We start from the raw sequence: 3,388 nt of genomic DNA, 5'->3' as shown, positions 1-3,388 counted from the left end.
CGTCGAGGATGCGTGCGCCGCGTCCCACCAGCGCGTCGGCGAGCCGGGCCTCACCGTCGACGTCGGCGCCGTCCGCCACCAGTCGGCCGAACTTCTCGCCRTACCCCCGGTTGCCCGCCCCGGCGAGCTCCCAGCGGGTCGGCTGGGTCACGCGGGGTCCTGCGCGGAGCGCGCCTTGCGGCGACGGCGGACGTACTCCAGCCCGCACAGGCCCAGGCCGAAGCCGGCCAGGCAGGTCCACAGCCACCAGGTGCGCCCGGTGTCGGCGAGGGTGCCGTAGAAGGGGAGGAGGCCGATGAAGGCGAGCAGCCACAGCCCGACGCCCACCTCGACGGTCCGGACGCCGTCGACGTCGAGGGGCTCCACGTCGGCCACGACGTAGGTGCGGTTGCCGATCTCGTGCTGCGTCCGCTGGTCGTCCCTGAACTCCACGCGGCCACGCTAGTCGCTCGCCCCGGACGTCGAAACACCGCCGCAACGCTTTTCTGCCACACTTCCGCCCGTGACTGACAAGACCCAGACTGCGCAGCGGTCCCCCCGGACGGCGGGCCTCGACGGCTACTTCAGGATCAGCGAGCGCGGATCCACCGTCGCCCAGGAGGTGCGTGGCGGACTCGTCACGTTCCTGACGATGGCCTACATCATCGTGCTCAACCCGCTGATCCTGGGCTTCGTCCCGGACTCCACCGGCGCGTTTCTCGGCGGCGGCACGGAGCCCGGCAGCGGCATCCCGGCCATCGCGGCGGGCACCGCGCTGGTCGCCGGCCTGCTCACGATCCTCATGGGCGGCCTCGCGAACTTCCCGCTGGCGCTCGCGACCGGGCTGGGCCTCAACGCCTTCGTCGCCAACTCGATCGCCCGCCAGTCCACGTGGGGCGACGCGATGGGCCTGGTGGTCCTCGAGGGCATCGTGATCCTGGTGCTGGTGCTGACCGGCTTCCGCAAGGCGGTCTTCCATGCCGTGCCGCAGCAGCTCAAGGTCGCGATCTCGGTCGGGATCGGCCTGTTCATCGCCCTGATCGGCTTCGTCGACGCCCGCTTCGTCACCCGCATCCCGGACGCGTTCCAGACCACCGTGCCCGTCCAGCTGGGGGTCGACGGGCACCTCGCGGGCTGGCCGGTCTTCGTCTTCTGCCTGGGCCTGGCCCTGATGGTCGGCCTGTGGGTCCGCCAGGTCCGCGGCGCGATCCTCATCTCCATCCTCGTCACCACGGTCGTCGCGGTCGTGGTCGAGGCGATCGGCGAGCTCGGTGCGGCGTCCGCCGACAACCCCGGCGGCTGGTCGCTGAGCGTGCCCACGCTCAGCGGCGACGTGGTGGCATGGCCGTCGTTCGACACCCTGGGCGAGTTCAACCTCTTCGGGGCGTTCACCAGCGCCGGCACCGGCTTCCTCGCGGCACTGCTCCTCGTCTTCTCGCTGCTGCTCGCGGACTTCTTCGACACGATGGGCACCATGACCGCGATCGGCGCGGAGGCCGGTCTCAACGACGAGGACGGCACGCCGCCCCACGCGCAGCGCATCCTGGTCGTCGACTCGGTGGCGGCGATCGCCGGCGGCGCGGCGGGCGTCTCGTCCAACACCTCCTACATCGAGTCCGCCGCGGGTGTGGGGGAGGGGGCGCGCACCGGCCTCGCGTCCGTGGTCACCGGGGTGCTGTTCCTGCTGGCGACGTTCTTCACCCCCCTCGTGTCGGCGATCCCCTCCGAGGCGGCGGTCCCGGCGCTGGTGCTGGTCGGGTTCCTGATGATGCAGCAGGTCACCGAGATCGACTGGCGTGACGTCGAGCTGGGGATCCCGGCCTTCCTGACCGTGGTCCTGATGCCCTTCACCTACTCGATCAGTGTCGGGATCGGCGCCGGCTTCGTGGCGTTCGTCCTGATCAAGGTCGTCGTGGGCAAGCCGCGGGAGGTGCACCCCCTCATGTGGGTCGTCGCTGCCCTGTTCGTCGTCTACTTCGCCTACACCCCGATCAACGGCTGGCTCTCCTGAGCCGAGCTCGCACCGGGCAGGGGGGAAGGGGTCGCGCACTCGCGCGGCCCCTTCCGTCGTGCTGGGGCCGGGTCGCCCCCGCGGAATAGTTAGCATGGGTAATGAGTTAGGCTAACGACATGCCGACCACAGCAGCCGTTGCCCGCACCGATGCGGGGCTCGCCTCAGAGCTTCGCCTCGGCGTGATGCGGCTGCGCCGGCGCCTCGCGAGCGAGCGGCACCCCGACAACGACCTGAGCCTCGGCCAGATGGCCGTGCTGGGGCTGCTGTTCCGCCACGGCGACCAGACGATCGGTGAGATGGCCCGGCTCGAGCACGTGCAGCCGCCGTCGATGACCCGCACCGTGACCTGCCTGGAGGGCGACGGACTCGTCGTACGCCGTCCGCACGAGACCGACGGCCGTGTGGTCATCGTGTCGCTCACCGACCGCGGCCGCGCCGTCGTCCTGGCCGACCGCAGGCGCCGTGACGCCTGGCTGGCCGTCCGCCTGGCCCACCTGACCGCCGACGAGCGCGACGTCCTGCGTCGTGCCGCCCCCCTCCTCGACCGCCTCTCGCAGGCCGACTGACCCGAAGGAGTCACCACGAGTCCCCGATTCCGTTCCCTCGCGAACCCCAACTACCGCCTGTACGCCGCCGGCGGTGTCGTCTCCAACACCGGCACCTGGATGCAGCGTGTCGCGCAGGACTGGCTGGTCCTGCAGCTCACCGCCAACAGCGGTGCCGCCCTCGGCATCACGACCGGCCTGCAGTTCCTGCCGTTCCTGCTCATCGCGCCCTTCGCCGGGCTGGTCGCCGACCGGATGTCCAAGCTCCGCCTCCTGCAGCTGACCAACCTGGGGATGGCGCTGCCGGCCGCGGTCCTCGGCGTCCTCGCCGTCACCGGGACGGCCCAGATCTGGCACGTCTACGTCCTGGCCTTCGTGCTGGGCACCGCGTCCGCCTTCGACGCGCCCGCCCGCCAGTCGTTCGTCTCCGAGATCGTCGAGCCCGACGACCTCACCAACGCCGTGGGCCTCAACTCGGCCAGCTTCAACGCKGCGCGGCTCGTCGGACCCGCGGTGGCCGGCATGCTGATCGCGGCCTTCGGCGGGGGAGCGGTGGCCACCGGCTGGGTCATCCTCATCAACGCCGTCTCGTACGTCGCCCCGGTCCTGGCCCTGCGCGGCATGGACGCCAGCGCGCTCGACAGCCCGGTGCCCACCCACCGTGGCCCCGGCGCGATCCGCGAGGGCGTCGCCTACGTCCGCTCCCGACCCGACCTGGTGCTGATCCTGGCGATCGTCTTCAGCGCCGGGACCTTCGGCCTCAACTTCCAGATGACGTCCGCGCTGATGGCCACCGAGGTGTTCGGCAAGGGCCCCACCGAGTACGGCCTGCTGGGCACCTTCCTGGCCG

The 3,388-nt window shown here is 71.3% G+C and carries 4 protein-coding genes; 3 read left to right on the top strand and 1 reads right to left on the bottom strand.

What is annotated here, in order from left to right:
* Positions 1-147: 147 nt before the first annotated feature.
* Complete coding sequence (locus ACXJKL_RS17530; RefSeq protein ID WP_457208293.1) at positions 148-432, bottom strand: DUF2530 domain-containing protein; 285 nt, start codon at positions 430-432, stop codon at positions 148-150.
* A gap of 70 nt (positions 433-502) precedes the next feature.
* Between ACXJKL_RS17530 and ACXJKL_RS17525 the strand changes: the two genes are divergently transcribed.
* The 3 genes from ACXJKL_RS17525 to ACXJKL_RS17515 all read left to right on the top strand — a co-directional run.
* Positions 503-1,990 (top strand): NCS2 family permease, encoded by a 1,488-nt coding sequence (locus tag ACXJKL_RS17525; protein WP_457208292.1) that lies wholly within the window; start codon positions 503-505, stop codon positions 1,988-1,990.
* A gap of 119 nt (positions 1,991-2,109) precedes the next feature.
* Positions 2,110-2,559 (top strand): MarR family transcriptional regulator, encoded by a 450-nt coding sequence (locus ACXJKL_RS17520; protein ID WP_457208291.1) that lies wholly within the window; start codon positions 2,110-2,112, stop codon positions 2,557-2,559.
* Between the two features lie 57 nt (positions 2,560-2,616).
* Positions 2,617-3,388 (top strand): MFS transporter (locus ACXJKL_RS17515; RefSeq protein WP_457208294.1); only part of this gene is annotated, 772 nt, incomplete at its 3' end.

The sequence above is a fragment of the Nocardioides sp. P5_C9_2 genome (genome assembly GCF_054049555.1).
Note: the sequence above shows the minus strand (reverse complement) of the source record. Positions and strands in the feature narration are given on the sequence as shown.